The 19,738-nt window shown below is 67.2% G+C and carries 22 protein-coding genes; 3 read left to right on the top strand and 19 right to left on the bottom strand.

The window, feature by feature from the left end; translation table 11 throughout:
• Positions 1-6 precede the first annotated feature (6 nt).
• The 5 genes from AC5Y21_RS22125 to ruvC all read right to left on the bottom strand — a co-directional run bounded on the left by AC5Y21_RS22125 (position 7) and on the right by ruvC (position 3,438).
• The gene (locus AC5Y21_RS22125; RefSeq protein ID WP_499915489.1) at positions 7-705 is read right to left on the bottom strand and encodes a hypothetical protein; all 699 of its coding nucleotides are present in this window, start codon (positions 703-705) and stop codon (positions 7-9) included.
• A 133-nt stretch (positions 706-838) separates the two neighbouring features.
• Positions 839-1,225, bottom strand: a complete 387-nt coding sequence (locus AC5Y21_RS22130; RefSeq protein ID WP_499915492.1) for a DUF1304 domain-containing protein — start codon at positions 1,223-1,225, stop codon at positions 839-841.
• A 16-nt stretch (positions 1,226-1,241) separates the two neighbouring features.
• On the bottom strand, positions 1,242-2,297 hold the full coding sequence (ruvB, locus tag AC5Y21_RS22135) for a Holliday junction branch migration DNA helicase RuvB (protein WP_499915494.1): 1,056 nt from the start codon (positions 2,295-2,297) through the stop codon (positions 1,242-1,244).
• A complete protein-coding gene (ruvA, locus tag AC5Y21_RS22140) occupies positions 2,294-2,887 on the bottom strand; it encodes a Holliday junction branch migration protein RuvA (protein WP_499915496.1) in 594 nt (197 codons plus the stop codon). The genes ruvB and ruvA overlap by 4 nt, the downstream gene beginning before the upstream one ends.
• Positions 2,884-3,438, bottom strand: a complete 555-nt coding sequence (gene ruvC, locus AC5Y21_RS22145) for a crossover junction endodeoxyribonuclease RuvC (protein ID WP_499915498.1) — start codon at positions 3,436-3,438, stop codon at positions 2,884-2,886. Before ruvC ends, ruvA begins: the two co-directional genes overlap by 4 nt.
• A gap of 191 nt (positions 3,439-3,629) precedes the next feature.
• Here ruvC and AC5Y21_RS22150 point away from each other — a divergent pair, with 191 nt between their 5' ends.
• Positions 3,630-4,133, top strand: coding sequence for a DUF2617 family protein (locus AC5Y21_RS22150; protein WP_499915500.1), 504 nt, complete (start codon positions 3,630-3,632; stop codon positions 4,131-4,133).
• Between the two features lie 15 nt (positions 4,134-4,148).
• On the opposite strand, the gene AC5Y21_RS22155 is transcribed toward AC5Y21_RS22150, so the two are convergent.
• From AC5Y21_RS22155 to AC5Y21_RS22210, 12 genes are all read right to left on the bottom strand, one after another.
• The gene (locus AC5Y21_RS22155) at positions 4,149-4,904 is read right to left on the bottom strand and encodes a YebC/PmpR family DNA-binding transcriptional regulator (RefSeq protein WP_499915502.1); all 756 of its coding nucleotides are present in this window, start codon (positions 4,902-4,904) and stop codon (positions 4,149-4,151) included.
• A gap of 54 nt (positions 4,905-4,958) precedes the next feature.
• A complete protein-coding gene (locus AC5Y21_RS22160) occupies positions 4,959-6,317 on the bottom strand; it encodes an ABC1 kinase family protein (RefSeq protein WP_499915504.1) in 1,359 nt (452 codons plus the stop codon).
• A 101-nt stretch (positions 6,318-6,418) separates the two neighbouring features.
• On the bottom strand, positions 6,419-7,015 hold the full coding sequence (pdxT, locus tag AC5Y21_RS22165; protein WP_499915506.1) for a pyridoxal 5'-phosphate synthase glutaminase subunit PdxT: 597 nt from the start codon (positions 7,013-7,015) through the stop codon (positions 6,419-6,421).
• A complete protein-coding gene (gene tesB, locus AC5Y21_RS22170; RefSeq protein ID WP_499915508.1) occupies positions 7,012-7,848 on the bottom strand; it encodes an acyl-CoA thioesterase II in 837 nt (278 codons plus the stop codon). Before tesB ends, pdxT begins: the two co-directional genes overlap by 4 nt.
• A gap of 9 nt (positions 7,849-7,857) precedes the next feature.
• Complete coding sequence (pdxS, locus tag AC5Y21_RS22175; RefSeq protein ID WP_499915510.1) at positions 7,858-8,781, bottom strand: pyridoxal 5'-phosphate synthase lyase subunit PdxS; 924 nt, start codon at positions 8,779-8,781, stop codon at positions 7,858-7,860.
• A gap of 406 nt (positions 8,782-9,187) precedes the next feature.
• On the bottom strand, positions 9,188-10,252 hold the full coding sequence (locus AC5Y21_RS22180) for an NUDIX hydrolase (protein ID WP_499915512.1): 1,065 nt from the start codon (positions 10,250-10,252) through the stop codon (positions 9,188-9,190).
• Entirely contained in the window at positions 10,252-11,376 is a 1,125-nt protein-coding gene (locus tag AC5Y21_RS22185; protein ID WP_499915515.1) for a glycosyltransferase family 4 protein, read from the bottom strand. The genes AC5Y21_RS22180 and AC5Y21_RS22185 overlap by 1 nt, the downstream gene beginning before the upstream one ends.
• Positions 11,376-12,359, bottom strand: coding sequence for a phosphatidylinositol mannoside acyltransferase (locus AC5Y21_RS22190; RefSeq protein WP_499915517.1), 984 nt, complete (start codon positions 12,357-12,359; stop codon positions 11,376-11,378). Before AC5Y21_RS22190 ends, AC5Y21_RS22185 begins: the two co-directional genes overlap by 1 nt.
• Positions 12,356-13,021, bottom strand: coding sequence for a phosphatidylinositol phosphate synthase (pgsA, locus tag AC5Y21_RS22195; protein ID WP_499915519.1), 666 nt, complete (start codon positions 13,019-13,021; stop codon positions 12,356-12,358). The genes AC5Y21_RS22190 and pgsA overlap by 4 nt, the downstream gene beginning before the upstream one ends.
• 10 nt (positions 13,022-13,031) lie before the next feature.
• Entirely contained in the window at positions 13,032-13,613 is a 582-nt protein-coding gene (locus tag AC5Y21_RS22200; protein ID WP_499915523.1) for an ATP adenylyltransferase, read from the bottom strand.
• Positions 13,610-15,703, bottom strand: a complete 2,094-nt coding sequence (gene thrS, locus AC5Y21_RS22205) for a threonine--tRNA ligase (protein ID WP_499915528.1) — start codon at positions 15,701-15,703, stop codon at positions 13,610-13,612. The genes AC5Y21_RS22200 and thrS overlap by 4 nt, the downstream gene beginning before the upstream one ends.
• Positions 15,704-15,829: 126 nt before the next feature.
• The gene (locus tag AC5Y21_RS22210; RefSeq protein WP_499915532.1) at positions 15,830-16,453 is read right to left on the bottom strand and encodes a PaaI family thioesterase; all 624 of its coding nucleotides are present in this window, start codon (positions 16,451-16,453) and stop codon (positions 15,830-15,832) included.
• A gap of 103 nt (positions 16,454-16,556) precedes the next feature.
• On the opposite strand from AC5Y21_RS22210, the gene AC5Y21_RS22215 reads away from it, so the two are divergent.
• Positions 16,557-17,618 (top strand): M42 family metallopeptidase, encoded by a 1,062-nt coding sequence (locus tag AC5Y21_RS22215; protein ID WP_499915534.1) that lies wholly within the window; start codon positions 16,557-16,559, stop codon positions 17,616-17,618.
• Here AC5Y21_RS22215 and AC5Y21_RS22220 read toward each other — a convergent pair.
• Positions 17,615-18,478: an aldo/keto reductase gene (locus AC5Y21_RS22220; RefSeq protein WP_499915537.1), complete on the bottom strand. Its 864-nt coding sequence runs from the start codon at positions 18,476-18,478 to the stop codon at positions 17,615-17,617. The two genes, AC5Y21_RS22215 and AC5Y21_RS22220, sit on opposite strands and share 4 nt — an antisense overlap.
• A gap of 237 nt (positions 18,479-18,715) precedes the next feature.
• On the opposite strand from AC5Y21_RS22220, the gene AC5Y21_RS22225 reads away from it, so the two are divergent.
• Positions 18,716-19,219, top strand: coding sequence for a DUF1990 domain-containing protein (locus AC5Y21_RS22225; protein ID WP_499915541.1), 504 nt, complete (start codon positions 18,716-18,718; stop codon positions 19,217-19,219).
• A gap of 13 nt (positions 19,220-19,232) precedes the next feature.
• Here the strand turns inward: AC5Y21_RS22225 and AC5Y21_RS22230 are convergent, their stop codons facing one another.
• Entirely contained in the window at positions 19,233-19,673 is a 441-nt protein-coding gene (locus tag AC5Y21_RS22230) for an Rv2617c family stress response/phage resistance protein (protein ID WP_499915544.1), read from the bottom strand.
• Positions 19,674-19,738 lie beyond the last annotated feature (65 nt).

Consider the following 19,738-nt stretch of genomic DNA (forward strand, 5'->3'; position numbering starts at 1 on the left):
GCAGGGTCAGGACTCCGGGTGAGGCCACCCGGCCGATGCGGTTTCGCGCTGTCGCCGGAAACTTCTCCTGAGCCTCTTAGGTTGGGGCGGAGCGGTTTCCACCCGCGGCTTGGTGATCGCATCCGTCGACACCTCACGCGGCGGCTCTTCCAGACCGGAGTAGTACGGCTCGCCAGCCGATTCCACCGCGACGGGTTCAGCGGGTGCGGTGGATTCCAGAGGGGTCACGTCTCTGGCCAGCCGCACGGCCAGACGCGCCAGCACAGCTCCACCCAGGAAGACGATCAGCGCACCGAGCCCGGAGAAGTACGCGACCTCCAGCACGGCCCGTTTGCGGTCGGTGGCAGCGACCGGATCGCCGATGGACCCGAGGTGCAACATCGGAGCGAACGCACCGCCGACGACGAACCAGGCGCCGCCGAGGGTTGCCAGCCAGCCGCCGATCATCGCGCTCGCGCGATTTCCGGAAACGATCAGCAGCAGTCCGCCCACTACGGTGACGGCTCCGGGCAGCACTTCCAGCCAGCCCCGGGCGGCGGTCCACGCCCATGCCCGATCGGGGGTGTAGGCGAAATTGAAGTGGGGACCGACGAAGGGAATAAGTGCACCCCAGGCACCCAAGATGACCAAGATCAGCCCGGTCACCGCGCCACGGGAGCGTGGCATCCGCAGCCGGCCGGGACGGATGTTTTCACGATTTTTCATGACATCTCCTCGCTTTGGTACCGGGCTGGAGTACCCGGCCTCAGTGACGTCGAAGCGACGATCCAGCGTGCAAAACGGCAGCTAGTGTGATTAATGGGGTTCCTGATACTGCTGTTGCCAATGTGGCAAAATGTTACGACATCAGGGCGGTCACGACCAGCACCGTCGCGATCGCCGGGAAGAGGCCCTGCACCAAGGCCGCTCGCGCTTTGTCCCGCGCCGAGATCAGCAACACCACCGCCGCCAGTCCCATGGATCCGACGCCCGCGAGAATGAGCGCGGCTCCAACGCCCTTGTGCCCCAGAGCGACCGCGGCAATACCGATACCCGTGACAATCGCCAGAAACAAGTTGTAGAAGCCCTGGTTGAGCGCCAGCAACTTGGTGGTCTCGGCCTCCTCGGGCGTGGTGCCGAACGTGGCGCGCGTGCGCGGCGAAGTCCACGTCAGCGACTCCATCGTGAAGATGTAGACGTGCAGGAGGGCGGCCAGCCCGGCGAATACCAACCCCGCTACCAGCACGACTGCCTCCTACCTGCTAGTCGAACAGCCCCGGCTGGCCGAGCCCGGTGACGCCGGCGGGCGGAATCATGCCCAGGTGAGTCCAGGCCTGTGCCGTGGCCACCCGGCCGCGAGGGGTACGGGCGACCATACCGGCCCGGACCAGAAACGGCTCGCACACCTCCTCGACGGTCGCGGCCTCCTCCCCGACCGCCACCGCCAGCGTCGAGACTCCGACCGGGCCGCCGCCGAAGCTGCGGGTCAGCGCGGACAGCACCGCCCGGTCCAACCGGTCCAGACCGAGCTCGTCGACGTCGTAGACCGCCAGGGCGGATTTGGCGATGTCACGGGTGATCACGCCGTCGGCGCGCACCTCGGCGAAGTCGCGGACCCGGCGCAGTAGCCGGTTGGCGATCCGGGGAGTGCCGCGGGCCCGCCGGGCGATCTCCGCGCCGGCCTCGGCGCCCAGCTCGATGCCCAGGATTCCGGCGGAACGGGACAGCACCCGCTCCAGTTCGGCGGGCTCGTAGAAATCCATGTGCGCGGTGAAGCCGAACCGATCCCGCAGCGGCCCGGTCAGCGCGCCGGACCGGGTGGTCGCGCCGACCAGGGTGAAGGGGGCAACCTCCAGCGGAATCGACGTCGCCCCGGGACCTTTGCCGACGACCACGTCGACGCGGAAGTCTTCCATCGCCAGGTAGAGCATCTCTTCGGCGGGGCGGGCGATGCGGTGGATCTCGTCGATGAACAGCACGTCGTGTTCGACCAGGTTGGACAGCATCGCGGCCAGGTCGCCGGCACGTTCCAGCGCGGGCCCGGACGTCACCCGCAGCGAAGAACCCAGCTCGGCGGCGATGATCATCGCCAGCGACGTCTTGCCCAGCCCCGGCGGGCCGGACAGCAGGATGTGATCCGGTGTGCCGCCGCGGTTCTTGGCGCCCTCGATGACCAGCTGCAACTGTTCGCGCACCCGCGGCTGGCCGATGAATTCCCGCAGCGAACGCGGCCGCAGGCTGCCGTCGATGTCGCCTTCTCCGGACAGCAGCGCCGCCGAAATCTCCCGCACCTCGGGATCTGCGGCCCCGTCACTCATTTCGACTTCCCCAGCAGCGACAGGGCGGCACGCAGCGCACCGGACGAGGTCGCGTCGTGATCACCGGAAAGCACACGGTCAGTGGCTTCCTCGGCCTGCCTGGCGGCAAAGCCAAGGCCGACGAGTGCCTCGACCACGGGGCTTCGCACCGCATGGCCGTTGACTGCGGGTGCGCCCGCGGACGCACCGACGGGACCTACTTTGTCGCGCAGTTCCAGCACCATGCGTTCAGCGCTGCGTTTGCCGATGCCAGGCACCCGGGTCAAGGCGGTGACGTCGCCGTCGGCCAGCGCCTGGCGCAGCGCCGCGGCGTCGTGCACCGCCAGTGTCGCCATGGCCAGCCGGGGGCCGACGCCCGAGACCGACAGCAGTGTCAGGAACAGGTCGCGGGTTTCGCCGTCGCAGAACCCGTACAACGTCATGGAATCCTCACGCACGATCATGGCGGTGATCAGCCGGGCCTCGGTCCCCTGCCGCAGCGTCGCCAGCGTCGACGGTGTCGCGTTCACCCGGTAGCCGACGCCCGCCGCCTCGATCACCACGTGATCGAGCGCCACGTCGAGCACCTCACCGCGAACCGAGGCGATCATCGTGCGGCCTTCAGTTTGGTCAGGTACGCGTGTCGCCGCTCGGCGGCCAGCGCCTCAGCCGCGGCCATCCGGGCGATCATCGGCGCCCTCCAGCAGTGGCAGATCGCCAAGGCCAACGCGTCCGCCGCATCGGCCGGTGTCGGTTTGGCTTGCAGCGCAAGTATTTTGGTGACCATCGCGGTGACCTGAGCCTTGTCGGCGGTGCCGTTGCCGGTCACCGCGGCCTTGACCTCACTGGGGGTATGGAAGTGCACGTCGATATCGCGTTTGGCCGCCGCGAGTGCGATCACGCCGCCGGCTTGTGCGGTGCCCATCGCCGTCGACACGTTGTGTTGGGAGAACACCCGCTCGATGGCCAGCACGTCGGGATGATGCGTGTCCAGCCAGTGTTCGACGGCGTCGCTGATGCTCAGCAGCCGCTTGCACAGCGGCGCGTCCGACGGTGTGCGCACCACATCGACATCCAGCGCGACGACCTGCCGGCCGCGTCCACTATCGACGACGGATAACCCGCACCGCGTCAGCCCGGGATCGACGCCCATCACGCGCATCGCCTGCTCCCCGTCTGGTAGGAAAACTGCTTGGGTACGAACAGCTGTTCGATAGCCTAACGGCCGGGTCCGACATCATCGGGTAGGGACACGCGGGGCCGCATCGAGGACTCGTGAGTTAGGTTAATTCGCACTGCGGAAAGGTTCACGTGGGAGCACTGGTGCTTATGGTTGCGGCATAGGGCCGTCGGGTGCCTCTTCATCAGCTCGCCGTGGATCCGGCGGACGTATGCGGAACGCGACTGGGCCTGGCGCTCAACGCGCCCGCGCCGCGGCCCCTGGCCACCTACCGACTGGACCACCCCACCGCCGGTGCGCTGCTGCTGGGAGTGCTCGGCGCATCGCACGTCGTCATGGTCGAGCACCCGAGATGCCGCTTCTCCGAGCAGGTTTCATGCGCCGTGAGCAGCGACGGCGGCGACCTTCCCGAGCGCACTGCCGCACCCGGCTACTCCTTGCAATCGCGTACCGAGACGCACGACGAGGAGACGTTCCGCCGCCTTGCCGCCGACCTGCGCGAGCACTGCGCGGCCGAAACCGGCTGGCTCGGCGGCATGTTTCCTGGCGATGACGCGGCCCTGACGGCGCTGGTCGCCGAACCCGACGGCGCCGGCTGGCGCTGGCAGACGTGGCACCTCTACCCGTCCGGTTCCGGCGGCACCGTGGTCCACACCGCTAGCCGCTGGCACCCATGACAGGGTTCGGCGCCGTCACTCCTCGTCGAGAGCGGCCAGAACTTCGTCGGACAGGTCAACGTTGGTCCAGACATTCTGCACGTCGTCGCTGTCTTCGAGGGCGTCGACCAGCTTGAACACCTTACGGGCTCCGTCCAGGTCCACCGGCACACTCACCGACGGCTGGAAGCTGGCCTCGGCCGACTCGTAGTCGATACCGGCGTCCTGCAGCGCGGTGCGCACCGCTACCAAATCGGTTGGTTCGGCGATGACCTCGAAGCTGTCGCCGAGGTCGTTGACGTCCTCGGCGCCTGCCTCCAGCACCGCGACCAGCACGTCGTCTTCGGTCAGGCCATTCTTCTCGAGGTTAACGACGCCCTTGCGGGAGAAGAGGTAGGCGACCGACCCCGGGTCGGCCATGGTCCCGCCGTTGCGCGTCATCGCGACCCTTACCTCGCTGGCGGCGCGATTGCGGTTGTCGGTCAGGCACTCGATCAGCACCGCGACACCGTTAGGCCCGTAGCCCTCATAGGTGATGCTCTGGTACTCGGCGCCGCCGGCCTCTTCGCCGGCACCGCGTTTGCGGGCCCGCTCGATGTTGTCGTTGGGCACCGAGTTCTTCTTCGCCTTCTGGATGGCGTCGTACAACGTCGGGTTACCGGCCGGGTCGCCGCCACCGACACGGGCCGCGACTTCGACGTTCTTGATCAGACGGGCGAAGTTTTTCCCGCGGCGGGCGTCGATGACGGCCTTCTTGTGCTTGGTGGTCGCCCACTTGGAATGGCCGCTCATCAGGTACTACCTCATTTTTGGATTCTGGTGCTCGATAAGTTTCGCCAGACGAGTCTACGTGGGCCCCACTGGGCTCTCGCCGGGTGCGAAGAATCCCGGTAACCATCGCTCGGCCACCGCTGCGTAGTTCACATGGGCGTCAAGCTGCACGGCGACTCCAAGCAGACCGCCCAGCGTGCGCAGCAACATGACGTAGCCGGGTGGGATGGTCAGCTGCCGCGCCACCTTGAACCGGTCGGCGAATCCGTCCCGGAGGGGATCGGTGGTGACCATGGCCGACTTTTGAAACCATCGCCGCGTGAAATGAAACTCGCCGGACCGCAGCGGGTCGATATAAGCCCAGAGCGGCTGAATATATTCCACCACCTGCTCGGTGGTCAGCTCGTAGTGCTGCGGCATGAACCCGAGCTTTTTCAACAACCGGATTACTTCGTCCCACTGTTCGTCGCGGGCCCAGCACAGGAGTTCACCGAAGTCGGGCGGGATCCCGCCGGGGTGTTCGGAAACGGCGCCGAAGTCGATGACGCCCAGGCGGCCGTCGGCCAGCGTCATGAAATTGCCCGGATGCGGGTCGGCATGCACCAGTCCGACCCGCGCCGGTGAGCTGACGGCGAACTCGACGAGCAAGGCGCACACAGCGTTTCGTTCATCCGGGGTGCCCTCGGCGATGATGGTCGAAAGACGCCGCCCCTCCATCCACTCCGCGATGATGACCTTCGGTGCGCTGGCAACCACTGCGGGGACACAGAACTTCTGGTCGCCTGCAAAGGCTTTCGCGAAAGCGCGTTGATACTCGGCTTCCTGACGGTAATCCAGCTCCGCCACGATGCGCTCGCTGACCTCCGAAACCAGACGGTCCACGTCTGCCCGCGGCATCACCTGCTTGGCGACCCAGCTAAACCGTTGAATCAGTTTGAGATCCGCGCGCAGCGCCTCGTCGGCGCCGGGGTATTGGACCTTGACGGCGACCTCGCGCCCGTCTTTCCAGGTGCCTTTGTGAACCTGTCCGATACTCGCCGAGGCGACTGGGGTGTCGTCGAAGGACTCGAAGCGTTCGCGCCATTTGGTGCCGAGTTGGGCGTCGAGCACCCGGTGCACCTTTGCCGCGGGCAATGGTGGGGCTTCGCTTTGCAGCTTGACCAGCGCCTCGCGAAACGGATCGGCAAATTGCGGAGGTATTGCGGCCTCCATCACCGACAGCGCCTGACCGACCTTCATGGCACCGCCCTTGAGCTCGCCCAGGACCTGGAACAGCTCGTCTGCGGCTCTCTCCAAGAGTTCCGCGTTGACCTCTTCCTTGGACTTGCCGGTCATCCGCTTGCCCAGGCCCAGTGCGGCGCGCCCGGCCGCGCCGGCCGGGAGGCCCGCCAGCTTTGCGACGCGTCCGAAGCGCCCCTTCACGATGTCCCCCATGAGCACATCATGCCTGGTTGGCATCGCCATTTTGTGCACGAGCAGACGCAGAATCGCACGTTTGCTGCTCAAATCGTGCGATTCTGCGTCTGCTCGCCGCGTTAAGGCCGCCCGGTGACCATGTCGACGAACAGCTGATGGATGCGACGGTCACCGGTCATCTCTGGATGAAAAGCCGTCGCCAGCACCTGCCCCTGACGTACCGCGACGATGTGGCCGGCCGCGCGCGCCAGCACCTGCACGCCGTCACCCGCCCGCTCGACCCAAGGCGCGCGAATGAACACCGCCCGCATCGGGTCGCGCAGGCCCGCGAACGCGACATCGCCTTCGAACGAGTCCACCTGGCGTCCAAAGGCGTTGCGGCGCACGGTCATATCGACCGCTGCCAGAGGTAGCGCCTCGCGGCCGTTGGCGCCGGCGTCCAGGATTTCGGTGGCCAGCAGGATCATGCCGGCACACGAGCCGTAGGCCGGAAGCCCGTCGGCCAGCCGTGCCCGCAACGGCTCCAGCAGGCCGATGTCGACCAGTAGGTGGCTCATGGTGGTGGATTCCCCGCCCGGAATGACCAGCGCGTCCACCGCGTCCAGCTCGCTGCGGCGCCGTACCGTGATCGGCTCGGCCCCGCATTCGCGCAGCGCCGCGAGGTGCTCGCGGGTATCGCCCTGCAGTGCCAGAACGCCAACCCTGGGTGCGTTCACGGCTGAAAACCGCGCTTATAGCGGGTCAGCCCTTCCTGCATCACCGCCGCCACCAACTCACCACGCTGGGTGAAGATCTTGCCCTGGGTAAGCGCGCGACCCCCGTTGGCCGACGGCGAGGACTGGTCGTAGAGCAACCACTCGTCGGCGCGGAAGGACCGCATGAACCACATCGCGTGATCCAGCGACGCCACCTGCAGGTGCTCGCGCACGTCGAGATGGGTGACCTGTGCCGATCCCAACAGCGTGAGGTCGCTCATATAGGCCAGCGCGCAGATGTGCAGCACCGGGTCGTCGGGCAGCGGATCGCGGTGGCGAAACCACACCTGCTGTTGGGAGGCCTTGCCGGGCAGCGGTTGCAGCTTCTCCCGCGGCACGATGCAGACGTCCCATTCCTCGAACTGCTTGAATCCGGCATCGTCGAACACCCGGACCGACTGCAAGCCGGGGAGGCCGTCGGGCGGCGGCGCGGCCGGCATGTCGTCCTGGTGGCTGATGCCTTCCTGGTGGGTCTGAAACGACGCCCCCATGCTGAAAATGATCTCGCCGTGCTGAATGGCGTTGACCCGCCTGGTCGCGAACGATCCGCCGTCGCGGGTGCGCTCGACCAGGAAAATCGTGCGCTCCTTGGCATCACCGGGCCGCAGAAAGTAGCCGTGCAGCGAGTGGACCTGGTAGCGCGGATCCACGCTACGCACCGCCGAGACCAGCGACTGACCCGCGACGTGACCGCCGAATGTGCGCTGCAGAAAACCCGAATCCGGGCTGAAGACGCTGCCGCGATAGATGTTGACCTCGAGTTGCTCGAGATCAAGGATCTCCTCAATCGCCACGGGCTGTTTTTACCAGCCGCGTTCGGCTAGGCGATGCGGCGCGGCGAGCTGCTCGACGCTGATGCCCACCATCGGCTCGCCCAGCCCGCGCGACACCTTGGCCAGCACGTCGGGGTCGTCGTAGAACGTGGTGGCCTTGACGATCGCGGCGGCGCGCTGCGCGGGATCGCCAGACTTGAAAATGCCCGAGCCCACGAAGACGCCCTCGGCACCGAGCTGCATCATCATCGCCGCGTCGGCCGGGGTTGCGATGCCGCCCGCGGTGAACAGCGTGACGGGCAGCTTGCCGGCCCGGGCCACTTCGACGACGAGTTCGTAGGGCGCCTGCAATTCCTTTGCCGCGACGTACAATTCGTCCTCGGACAGCGACGCCAGCCGGCGAATCTCGCCGCCGATGGCCCGCATATGCGTGGTGGCGTTGGAGACGTCGCCGGTGCCGGCTTCGCCCTTGGAGCGGATCATCGCCGCGCCCTCGCTGATGCGGCGCAGCGCCTCGCCGAGGTTGGTCGCCCCGCACACGAACGGCACGGTGAACTTCCACTTGTCGATGTGGTGGGTGTAGTCGGCGGGAGTCAGCACCTCGGACTCGTCGACGTAGTCCACGCCGAGGCTTTGCAGGATCTGCGCTTCGACGAAGTGCCCGATGCGTGCCTTGGCCATTACCGGAATGGTGACTGCGGCGATGATGCCCTCGATCATGTCGGGGTCGCTCATCCGCGACACCCCGCCCTGCGCGCGGATATCGGCGGGCACCCGTTCCAGCGCCATCACCGCGACGGCGCCGGCGCCCTCTGCGATCCGGGCCTGTTCGGGAGTGACGACGTCCATGATGACGCCGCCCTTGAGCATCTCCGCCATGCCACGCTTGACGCGTGCCGTGCCGGTTTGCCCGCTGCCGCTCGGTGCGCCGCCGTTCGAAGGGGCGGTATCCACTGCTGATCTCCTTCTAGCTGGTACTGCGCCAGTCTAGTGGTGGGCATTTGCCGGCCGCGAACAGACGCAGTGGCGGGATCGGCGCGGAGTCCCACGGTCGCAACGGGTGCCCGCGGCGACATTCGTCGCCCCGGCTTTGGGTGTGAATCCTGGGTTTTGAGTGTGAATCCTTGGCTTTCGGTGTGCAGCCTGGGCGGAGATTCGCGCTGGTTGCCGCCCTACACTCACACCGAAAGCCCAGGATTCACACCCAAAGCCGTCAGTACACGCTGAACACCCGTCAGCACACGCAGACCGCGCAGCACATGCGGATCCTCCGCAGATCGCGGCTACGGTCCCTCGCGAGCAGACGCAAAAGCCCCCATTTCGTGGGGAAATGAGGGGTTTTTGCGTCTGCTCGCGGTACCTAACGGATGGACTGCAGTTGGCGCGGTCGGCTCGCGCTGCGGCTGTCGGCCATCGCGGCCGCATCGGCGAGCCGTTCGGCCAACTGAAGCGGGTACACCGTCTCACCGGCCGCCGCCCGTTCGGCGATGTCGTCGGCGGTGCACCACCGATGGCCGTGAATGTACCGGCGTTCCAGCTCGGTACGTCCCGCGGTGGACGGCTCGAAGCGCTGGGTGCGGTGGACGAAGAAGAACTCTTCGCTGTCGATCAGCGCGTCGTTGAACTCGAAGACTTCGTCGCGCCGCCAGACGGGTCCGATCATGTCGCCCGGCGTGACGCGCAGGCCGGTTTCTTCGGCGAGTTCACGCGCGGCGGCTTCGGCCAGCCGCTCGCCTGGCTGAACTTCGCCGCCGATGGTGAACCACCACCGCGGCGCGGCGGCGCCTTCCAACGCGCCGAGCGCGGGATCCGAGCCGCACAGCAACAGCACCGCCCCGGACTCGTCGAGCAGCACCACCCGTGCCGAGGTGCGGTGGTTGAGCACACCCAGCGCCCCGGCGTCGCCGTGCGCCAACGCGTGGGGCCGCTCGGCGATCTCGAAATACGTTGGCAGCGGCGCTCTTCCGCCAAGGTGGAACAAGCGGACCATGCGCCGCTCGGCCAGCACCAGCGTGTCGCGGACCGCGTCGTTGTGGAATCGGCGGGCCAGCAGCACCCGGGCTTCGGCGTCGGCGAGCTCGGCGACCAAGCCGGTTGGCAGCGCCGCGGGATCAACCATCGCCAGCGCGGCCGACAGCTCGTTCTCGCATCCTTCCCGCAGGTGCCGCGGCGCGCGCTCGGCGGCGTCGGCCAGCGCCGCCAGCCGCCGCCCCTCGGGCGAGCCGCCGTAGGCGTCGATCGCGACCGCGCGGGCCACCACCGCGCGCCGCGCCAACGCTCCGTCCAGCGCCTGCCAGGACAGGTCGTAGCGCACATTCAACCGGTCCAGCCGGTTAGCCCGCTGATACCCCCAGGCGCCGAACACCACCAGCACCACAAAGAGGACCGCTGCCAGCACGATGAGCGCGATCGTCAACCACGTCATCAGCTGGCCACCTGAACCTTGACGCCCGACCCCGCGACCGTCTCGTATACCCGCATGATCTGGCTGGCCACCACCGACCAGTCATAGCGGGCGACCGCCTGCGATCCAGCGGCCACGTACCGTTTCGCGAGCGCGTCGTTCTCCAGCACCTCGACGAGCGCATCGGCCAGCGCGGCGCCGTCACCGACCGGCACCAGGCACCCGACCTCGCCGTCGCACAGCACCCGCCGGAAGGCGTCCAGGTCGCTGGCCACCACCGGGGTGCCGGCGGCCATCGCCTCGACCAGGACGATGCCGAAACTCTCGCCACCGAGGTTGGGCGCGCAGTAGACGTCCGCGCTGCGCATCGCCGAGGCCTTGCCGGCGTCGTCCACCTGGCCCAGAAAACGGATGTGGTCCAGCAAATCGCTTGCCTGGCTGCGCAATTGGTCCTCGTCGCCGCGGCCGACGACCAGCAGCTGCACATCGCCATAACGCTCCAGCACCTTGGGAAGCGCGTCGAGCAGGACCGCTATGCCCTTGCGGGGCTCGTCGTAGCGGCCCAGGAACAGCACCGTCTTACCCGGCCGCGGATAGCCCTCCAGCAGCGGCGCCGAGGCCAGCGATTCGACGTCGACCCCGTTGGGGATCTCCACCGCATCCGAGCCCAGCGCCTCCATTTGCCAGCGCCGGGCCAGGTCGGACACCGCGATCCGGCCGACGATCTTCTCGTGCCACGGCCGCAGCACGCCCTGGAAGACGGTCAGCGTCAGCGATTTGGTGGTCGAGGTGTGGAAGGTCGCCACGATCGGGCCCTCGGCGACCCGCAGGGCCCACATGGACAGGCTGGGCGCATTGGGTTCGTGCAGGTGCAGCACGTCGAAGTCGCCCTCGGCCAGCCAGCGCCTTACCCGGCCGTGTACGGCCGGGCTGAACTGCAGCCGCGCCACCGAGCCGTTGTAGGGAATCGGGATCGCTTTGCCGGCCGAGACGACGTAGTCGGGCAGCGACACGTCCGGCGACGCCGGCGCGAGCACACTGACCTCGTGACCGCGAACCCGCATCACCTCGGCCAGTTGCAACACATGTGACTGCACCCCACCCGGCACGTCGAACGAGTACGGACACACCATCCCTATCCGCATCAGGTTTCCTTCAGCCAGGCCTGTCTGGCGCCGGACAGATCGGCCAGCCACTGGGGCTGCAGCATGTGCCAATCGGCGGGGTGAGCGGCGATGTTCGTGGCGAACTGGTCGGCCAGCGCCTGGGTGATGACGCCCACGTCACAGCTGCTGCAGTCCAGCGGCTCCTGGATCCAACAGCCCCAGCCTTGCACTTCATCGTCCTCGAACCAGCAGTGCACCGGCAGCAGAGCGGCTCCGGTCTCGATGGCGAGCTTGGCCGGCCCCGCCGGCATCCGGGTGGCTTCACCGAAGAAGTCCACTTCGACGCCAGTGCGGGTGAGGTCCCGCTCGGCCATCAGGCACACCGCCCGGTTGTCGGCCAGCCGCTCGCACAGCACCTCGAAGGGTGGCCGGAAAGACGCCCGATTGTCACCGGACAGCGGCAACACCTCGAAGCCGAGGCTTTCGCGGTAGTCGATGAAGCGCTGGTACAGCGACTCGGGCTTGAGCCGCTCCGCGACGGTGGTGAAGGTGCCGCGCGTTTGCGCCAGCCACACCCCGGCCATATCCCAGTTTCCACTGTGCGGCAACGCCAGCACCACGCCGCGGCCCGCGGCCAGGGCCGCGTCCAGATTGTCGGCGCCGCGAAACGCCTCGTCGAGCACCCGGGCCAGCGCGCGATGGTCCATCGTCGGCAGCCGGAATGCCTCCCGCCAGTAGCGGCCGTAGGACGCCAGCGAGGCGCGCATCAGCGCATCCGGGACATCGCTGGGCTGCACCCCGATTACCCGGGCCAGGTTTTTGCGCAGCTGCCCGGGCCCGCCGTGGCGGGCCGCGTACCGCGCCCCGGTGTCGAATGCGGTGCGCGCGGCGAACTCCGGCATCGCCCGCACCGCCATCCAGCCCGTCGCATACGCCCAGTCGGTGGCGGTCCCGGTCAGCAGGCGGCGGGCCAGCTGACGTTGCGCCTCGATCGCTCGCAGGCCCGCCCGCGGGTAGGTCATGGCCCGCTCTTTCCCGGTCCGACGGCGCGATCAGTGATGCGATCGGTAGCCCCCGGCGAGGTCCACACCGTGTGCATCCGCTGCGCACAGGTGATCAGGCTGGCTACCGCCAGCACCCACATGCCGACCGCCAGCGCCGGCGGCCAGGCGACGAACGGAAAGTCGGACACCCCGGCGCCGGTCAGCACGATGATAAGCCGCTCCGGACGTTCGATGAACCCGCCGTCGCCGCGCAGCCCGCTGGCCTCTGCCCGGGCCTTGATGTAGGAGATGACCTGCGAGGTGACCAGGCAGATCAGCGTCGCCACCACCAGCAGTCGGTCGTGCATGTGGAACGCGATCCACCACAGCAGCCCGCAGAACACCGCGCCGTCGCTGATCCGGTCGCAGGTGGCATCCAGCACCGCGCCGAAGCGGGTGCCGCCGCCGCGTTCGCGCGCCATCGCCCCGTCGAGCATGTCGAACACCACGAAGAACCAGACCACAAGCACGCCGGCGAACAGCTTGCCCATCGGGAACAGGGTCAGCGACGCCGCCACCGACGCGGTGGTGCCCAGGATGGTGACGCTGTCCGGAGTGAGGCCGACCCGCAGCGCCGCTCGGGCGACCGGATTGGTGATCCGCGCGAATGCCGCCCTGGACAGGAAGGGCAACTTACTCATGGCTGAGGCCTCATGATTGCTTGGCCCATTCCGTGGCGAGCAGTCGCCGCGTGTCACGCAGCAACTGCGGAATCACCTTGGAGCCGCCGATGATGGTGATGAAGTTGGCGTCGCCGCCCCACCGCGGCACCACGTGCACGTGTAGGTGCTCGGCCAGTGACCCGCCCGCCGACGTGCCCAGGTTCAGGCCGACGTTGAAGCCGTGCGGCCGGGACACGTTCTTGATGACGCGAATTGCCTTCTGAGTGAACGCCATCAGCTCCGCGCTCTCCGGCTCGGTGAGGTCCTCGAGCTCGGAGACCCGCCGGTACGGCACCACCATCAGGTGCCCGGGGTTGTACGGGTAGAGGTTGAGCACCGCGTAGACGAGTTCGCCGCGGGCGACTACCAGACCTTCTTCGTCGGACATGCGCGGAATGTCGGTAAAGGGCTGCGCGCCTTCGGCGTCTTCGCGTTTCGTCGGCGCTTCGGCGAGGTAGTTCATCCGGTACGGCGTCCACAACCGCTGCAGCTGGTCGCGCTGTCCGACGCCCGTGTCGAAGATGGTCTCGTCATCGCGATCGGCAGGTTCCGGACGCCCGCGGTCACTCACTGTGACTCTCCAAGCGCTCCGGGCTCCTCCGGGTCGGCAACTTTCACCAGTTCGGCCGTGGGCGAGGTGTTTTCGCGATCGGCGATCCAGGCCACGATAGCCGCCACCGCCGCATCGCGGGGCACGCCGTTGATCTGGGTGCGGTCGCCGAACCGGAAGCTCACCGCCTCGGCCTGCACGTCGCGGTCACCGGCCAGCAGCATGAACGGCACCTTCTGATTGGTGTGGTGCACGATCTTCTTGGCCATCCGATCGTCGCTGGTGTCCACCTCGACCCGCACCCCGTGTGACTTCAGTTGTGCCGCAACCTCTTGCAGGTAGCCGACGTGCTCGTCGGCGACGGGAATGCCGACCACCTGAACGGGTGCCAGCCAGGCGGGGAAAGCCCCCGCATAGTGCTCGGTGAGGACGCCGAAGAACCGCTCGATCGACCCGAACAGCGCGCGGTGGATCAGCACCGGCCGCTGCCGCGAACCGTCGCTGGCGGTGTACTCGAGGTCGAACCGCTCCGGCATGTTGAAGTCCAGCTGAATGGTCGACATCTGCCAGTTGCGACCCAGCGCATCCTTGACCTGCACCGAAATCTTGGGGCCGTAGAAAGCCGCGCCGCCTGGATCCGGGGACAGGTGCAGGCCGGAAGCTTCCCCGACCTCGCGCAGGACTTCGGTGGCCTCGTCCCAGTCCTCGTCGGAGCCGACGTACTTGTCCGGATCCTTGGTCGAGAGCTCCAGATAAAAGTCGTCGAGCCCGTAGTCGGCCAGCAGGTCGAGCACGAAGCGCAGCAACGAGGCCAGTTCGTCGCGCATCTGCTCCCGCGTGCAGTAGATGTGCGCGTCGTCCTGGGTCATCCCGCGCACCCGGGTCAGGCCGTGCACCACGCCGGACTTCTCGTACCGGTAGACACTGCCGAACTCGAAGAGCCGCAACGGAAGTTCGCGATACGAGCGTCCGCGGGCCCGGTAGATCAGGTGGTGCATCGGGCAGTTCATCGGCTTGAGGTAGTAGTCCTGCCCGGGCTTGCGTACCGTGCCGTCCTCGTTGAACTCCGCGTCGATGTGCATCGGCGGAAACATCCCCTCGGCGTACCACTCCAGGTGACCCGACGTGATGTACAGCTGTTCCTTGGTGATGTGCGGGGTGTTGACGAACTCATAGCCCGCCTCGATGTGCTTGCGACGCGAGTAGTCCTCGAGTTCGGCGCGCACGATCCCGCCCTTGGGGTGGAAAACGGCCAAGCCGGAACCGATTTCGTCGGGAAAGCTGAACAGGTCCAGCTCCACGCCGAGCTTGCGGTGGTCGCGACGCTGGGCTTCCGCGATCAGCTCGAGATGGTGGTCCAGCGCCTCCTGCGACTCCCACGCCGTGCCGTAAATGCGTTGCAGGCTGGCGTTGTTCTGGTCGCCGCGCCAGTATGCGGCCGAGCTTCTGGTCAGCTTGAACGCCGGGATGTGCTTGGTGGTGGGGATGTGCGGACCGCGGCACAGATCGCCCCAGACCCGTTCGCGGGTGCGGGGATTGAGGTTGTCATACGCGGTCAGTTCGTCGCCGCCCACCTCCATTATTTCGTCCATGTCGTCCAGAGCCCCGGACTTGTCGTCGACGAGTTCGAGCTTGTAGGGCTCGCCGGCCAGCTCCGCGCGCGCCTGGTCCTTGGACTCGTAGACCCGCCGGTCGAACAGCTGTCCTTCCTTGACGATCTGCCGCATCCGCTTTTCCAGCGCCGCCAGGTCCTCCGGCGTGAACGGCTCGGCGACGTCGAAGTCGTAGTAGAAGCCGTCGACGATGGGCGGCCCGATGCCCAGTTTGGCGTGCGGGAACAGCTCTTGGACGGCTTGGGCCAGCACGTGCGCCGTCGAATGCCGGATCACGCTGCGACCGTCGTCGGTGTTGGCCGCCACCGGGATCACCTCGGCCTCGGCGTCCGGTACCCAGCTCAGGTCGCGCAGCTTGCCGTCGGCGTCGCGCACCACCACGATCGCGTCTGGCGCGCCGCGCCTCGGTAACCCCGCCTCGCCGATCGCGGCGGCCGCCGTAGTCCCGGCAGGAACCCGAATCGGAACTCCTGGGGCAGGGTGTGCGGGGGCGCTCATCGGGTGGGTCTCCAGGGTTATGCGTGGTTGATAGCAGTTGCAATGCTATCGGGGGCTATCGGGCACTAGCCGGGCGCTAGCCAGGCGCTAGCCGGGCACTAGTCGCGCGCTAGCGGGCCGCGGACGTCAGGGCTGGCCCGGCTTGAGCCGCACGAACAGTGCTTCGGCCTCGGTCAGCAGCGTGTCGCCATCGCTCAGCCGGCCCGAGACGAAGATCTTGCGGCCCTCCACCCGGTCTATGCCGGCGTCGATCTGCAGCTCTTTTTCGATCGGCGCGATGTGGCGGTAGTCGATTTTGAGGTAGGCGGTGCGTTGGCGGGGGCCGCCGGTGAGCACCGACGTCGTCAACCCGAGCACGGTGTCGAACAGCATCCCCAGTGCCCCGCCGTGCACGGCGCCGTTGCGTCCCAAGTGAAACCGAGCGAATCGGGCCCAACCGTGGATCCGGTCCTGATCGGTTTTGCGGGCGGACATCGGGATGGTCAGGATATTGCCGCGGACCGGCAGGTCCATCCGCCGTCCCGACGGCGACTCCCATTCGTCGGTGTCGAACGGGCTGAGCAATTCCGACACCTTCGTCAGCATGTCGGCGGCTTCGGTAATCACCTCGTCGGGTGCGTCGACCGCACGGGCGTGGTCTTGCAGCTTGCGTACCGCGTCGATGAACCGGCCGTAGTCGGGGCCGCCCTTGGTCGTCGGTACGGGCGGATTGAATCCGCCGCCTGGGTGCTGGTGTTGCTTGCCGGCCACTAGGACACCGTATTAAACGGAGTGGCTTGCCTCGCGTGCTAATCCGTTCGTTGGGTAACCATGAGTCCAGACGAGCCGCGGGAGTCGAGACGAAGGGGACCTGGTGGGTACGCAGGACCACGAGTTCGACCGCGACCTGCTGCAGGAACTACTCAGCGCATACGGCCCCTGTGGCCAGGAGAACGCCGTCCGGGATATCTGCCGCCGCGAGCTCGAGCCGCTCGTCGACGCGACCTGGGTCGACCCCGCCGGAAACCTGGTCGGACTGCTCCGCGGCGGCGATGCTCCGGCGATACGGGTCATGGCGCACATGGACGAACTGTCGATGCTCGTCAAGCGCGTTGAACCCGACGGCACTCTCCGCGTCACCCAGTTGGGCACGATGTACCCCGGAAATTTCGGACTCGGCCCCGTCGCGATACTCGGCGACGAAACGTTGTGTGGGGTGCTGACGCTCGGTTCAGAGCACACGACAAAAGAGAGCCAACGGATTTGGGAAACCAAGCCCGACCAGGGCGACAAGGCTTTGGATTGGAGCCACGTCTACGTCTTCACCGGTCGCACGCCCGAGGAACTGGCCCAGAACGGGATACGTCCGGGCACCCGCGTGTGCGTGCATCGCAGCAAGCGGACGTTAATCCAGTTCGGCGACTATCTCGGCTGCTACTTCATGGACGACCGCGCGGCTGTTGTTTCGCTGCTGCGGGCGGCGCGGCGTTTGTCGCAAGACCATCGCCCTCCGCCGGGCGACGTCTATTTCGTCTTCACCACCAATGAGGAGATCGGCGGGGTGGGTGGCGTATACGCGAGCCGCACCCTGCCAGGAGAGCTCACGGTCGCAGTAGAGGTCGGGCCGACCGAGGCCGAGTACGGCACGACATGCGACGGCGGCCCGATCGTGGCCTACAGCGACGCGTTATGCGTCTACGACAAGGAGGTCGCCGACGCATTGATGGACATCGCCACCGAGCAGGGGCTGTCGCCGCAGGCGGCGGTGCTGGGTGCCTTCGAGTCGGACGCGTCGCAATCCAAGGCCAAGGGCCTGGCCCCGCGAGCGGGCCTGCTGTGCCTGCCAACCCTGAGCACCCACGGCTATGAAGTCATCACCCGCGGAGCGATTCCGGCGGTCGTCGACGTTCTGGTCGCCTTCATCCAGCGCGACTAGACGGTCTTCTGCGCCCCCGCAGTCGCGAGCGTCTCGAACTCCTCGTCGGTCAGCGTGATGTCGGCAGCGGCGACGTTTTCCTCCAGATGCGCCACCTTCGACGTCCCGGGAATCGGCAACATCACCGGCGAGCGTTTCAGCAACCAGGCCAGCGCCAGCTGCGACGCCGTCGCGTCGTGCTCGGCAGCAATGCGCTGCAGCGGGCCGTCCGGAGCGGCCAGCGGCCCGGCGGCCAGCGGGAACCACGGGATGAAGCCGACGCCCTGGCTGGTCACGGCATCCAACAACGACTCGGCGCCGCGGGCCGCCAGGTTGTACATGTTCTGCACCGACACGACGTCGGTGATCTCCCGAGCCGCGTTGAACTGATCGACGTCGATTTCGGACAGACCGATATGGCGGATCTTGCCTTCGTCCTTCAACGTGACCAGCTCGCCGACCTGGTCGGCCAGCGGGAAGTTCGGATCGATGCGGTGCAACTGGAACAGGTCGATGGTGTCCACGCCGAGACGACGCAGGCTCATCTCGAGTTCCTGGCGCAGGTAGCTCGGATTGCCCAGCGGGATCCACACGTCCGGACCGGTCCGCAGCAGCCCCGCCTTGGTCGCGATCACCAACCCGGAATAGGGATGCAGCGCCTCGCGGATGATCTCCTCGGATATGTAGGGGCCGTAGGAGTCAGCGGTGTCGATGAAGTTGACGCCCAGCTCGACGGCCCGCCGTAACACCCGCACACACTCGTCGCGGTCGGCGGGCGGGCCCCATACTCCCTTGCCAGTCAGGCGCATTGCGCCGAATCCCAGTCGGTTGACGGTCAAATCGCCGCCGAGGGTGAATGTTCCGGATGCTTGTGCGGTCACTCCAACGACCGTACGCCGCGAAGCCGAGGGCACCCCAACGGCGGCGACCCCCAGCGCCCGGCTCCGCCGCGCTCGCGATCGCCGCTGACCCCAACGGCGGCGACCCCCAGCGCCCGGCTCCGCCGCGCTTGCGATCGCCGCTGACCCCAATGGTGCCGACCTGTCCCCCGCAAGCGGGAGGTGCCCCCAGCGCCCGGCTCCGCCGCGCTTGCGATCGCCGCGTGGCAAGCTGGCGAAGTGGACTTGGACGCACTCGCCAATCAGCCGCTGACCTACCAAGAGGTGGGCGCCACCGCGGACGCCCAATTGCCCCAGGGCTACAAACACCTCAGCGCGTCGGCGCAGATCGGCACTGGCAACCAGCGCTTCGAGCAGGCCGCCGATGCTGTCCTGCACTGGGGTATGCAGCGCGGAGCCGGTCTCGGGGTGCAGGTCAGCTCCGAGGTCGTCGTCGTTTCGGCGATCGTGGTGGTCAAGATGATGGGATTGCTGCGGGCGCCGTGCCGCGTGGTCTACGTCATCGACGAACCCGATGTGCGCGGCTTCGCCTACGGAACCCTGCCCGGCCATCCCGAGTGCGGCGAGGAACGTTTTGCCGTCCGTCGGGACCCGAACACCTCCGCGGTGTTCGCGGAGGTGTCGGCGTTCTCCCGGCCCGGGAGCTGGCTGACCAAGGCCGGTGGTCCGCTGGTCCCGGTGCTGCAGCGCTACATGGCCAAGCGGTACGTGCGCGCCGTTTGACGTCCCTAACCCGTCAGCGCGGCGCGATGGTCCCGCGGTGCACGCCCTGCGCCAGTCGGGCCAGCGCAACCGCACCAACCAGCAGACCGAAGTCGCGCAGCGCGATGTCGTAGCAGCCGGGCCCGGTCACCAGGTCGACGATGATCCCGCACAGCCACGCGGCGACCACCCAGGCGCCGAAGCGCGGCGCCACCGCGACCACGATGCCGGCGACGATCTCGATCACCCCGACGAGATACATGCACTGATCGGCGGTACCCGGAACTATGTCGTCGATCCAGCCGGCCAGGTACATGCTCCAGTGGTGCGGATGAGTCAGCACATTGAAAAACTTGTCCAGCCCCATCACGATGGGCGCGATCGTGAACACCGTGCGCAGCAGCAGGTAGGCCGAATATGCCGGGTCCCTGAGCTGGTCCGACAACGCGGGGGTGGCGGCTTGCCTGGTAGTCATGACTTCCTCCTGAGCGTCTAACAGATAATAATGTGAACGTTAGAACCAGTAGACTGTAGCGTCAA

The organism is Mycobacterium sp. NGS41 (genome assembly GCF_059812725.1).

Excerpts from the sequence above, each read along its gene's own strand:
- thrS (WP_499915528.1), bottom strand. The coding sequence starts at position 15,703 with ATGAGCGCCCCCGCACACCCTGCCCCAGGAGTTCCGATTCGGGTTCCT.
- AC5Y21_RS22180 (WP_499915512.1), bottom strand. The coding sequence starts at position 10,252 with ATGACGTGGTTGACGATCGCGCTCATCGTGCTGGCAGCGGTCCTCTTT.
- AC5Y21_RS22185 (WP_499915515.1), bottom strand. The coding sequence starts at position 11,376 with ATGCGGATAGGGATGGTGTGTCCGTACTCGTTCGACGTGCCGGGTGGG.
- AC5Y21_RS22230 (WP_499915544.1), bottom strand. The coding sequence starts at position 19,673 with ATGACTACCAGGCAAGCCGCCACCCCCGCGTTGTCGGACCAGCTCAGG.
- ruvB (WP_499915494.1), bottom strand. The coding sequence starts at position 2,297 with ATGAGTGACGGGGCCGCAGATCCCGAGGTGCGGGAGATTTCGGCGGCG.
- AC5Y21_RS22125 (WP_499915489.1), bottom strand. The coding sequence starts at position 705 with ATGAAAAATCGTGAAAACATCCGTCCCGGCCGGCTGCGGATGCCACGC.
- ruvA (WP_499915496.1), bottom strand. The coding sequence starts at position 2,887 with ATGATCGCCTCGGTTCGCGGTGAGGTGCTCGACGTGGCGCTCGATCAC.
- AC5Y21_RS22155 (WP_499915502.1), bottom strand. The coding sequence starts at position 4,904 with ATGAGCGGCCATTCCAAGTGGGCGACCACCAAGCACAAGAAGGCCGTC.
- ruvC (WP_499915498.1), bottom strand. The coding sequence starts at position 3,438 with ATGCGCGTGATGGGCGTCGATCCCGGGCTGACGCGGTGCGGGTTATCC.
- AC5Y21_RS22160 (WP_499915504.1), bottom strand. The coding sequence starts at position 6,317 with ATGGGGGACATCGTGAAGGGGCGCTTCGGACGCGTCGCAAAGCTGGCG.
- pgsA (WP_499915519.1), bottom strand. The coding sequence starts at position 13,021 with ATGAGTAAGTTGCCCTTCCTGTCCAGGGCGGCATTCGCGCGGATCACC.
- AC5Y21_RS22190 (WP_499915517.1), bottom strand. The coding sequence starts at position 12,359 with ATGACCTACCCGCGGGCGGGCCTGCGAGCGATCGAGGCGCAACGTCAG.